Raw genomic sequence first — 826 nt, 5'->3', positions numbered from 1 at the left:
AAACATATCAGTATGATAAAATATTGTAGTTTTAACGTTTGATTTAGAAATAGCACTTGTCATAGTTGCTATTGCGCGTTCGAAACCTGTATAGTGAATAAATTGATCTATGTCAAGATTGTTGAACATACGTCGAAAATCCAGTCTATACATTTTAAAAATACTTTTTTCAATAATTTTTTTTGCGATTTTTTTTCCAAACCACTCGGTATTTAAATAAAGATATGTTAAAATCCCTTCCAAAAATGTGTACTGAGTTACACCTGTCTCTTATACACATCTAGATGTGTAAATGTGTACTGAGTTACACCGGAACTCAAAATATATGGAATCTTCAATTCAGCCAATTTATATTTATGTTCTTTTTTTACAGAACGATCTTTAACAAAAAGAATATAATTATTTTCTGATAAATCGATTGCTTCAATAGTATTAAAAAAAGCCCTACTAATTCCATTATCCCATAAAGCACCCGCGTATAAAACTATATTTTTTTTACCTGTCTCTTATACACATCTAGATGTGTATAAGAGACAGATCCAATATGAACTATTGGCTGTAATCGTATTATTCTCCATATGTTCATTTAAAAAAGGCGGAACTAATTTATTGCCTAGATAAACATCTATCATATTTACCCACACATTAGTAGTTAGTAACAAAAATGAAAAAATTGATATAATTAATTCTTTCAATAGCGATTTTTTTTTATCTGTTGTCAAAAAAGAATATATGAAGAAGAAGAAATAAACCATTACTAAGAAGATTGTCGATAAAACATGGACTTGAAACATAGCACTAATTGCTACTGAGGTTCCTATAATAC

This window comes from Enterococcus sp. 3C7_DIV0644, from assembly GCF_002141235.1.
GTDB lineage: Bacteria > Bacillota > Bacilli > Lactobacillales > Enterococcaceae > Enterococcus_D > Enterococcus_D entomosocium.
The sequence above is the reverse complement of the archived record's forward strand: the minus strand, read 5'-3'. Positions refer to the sequence as shown.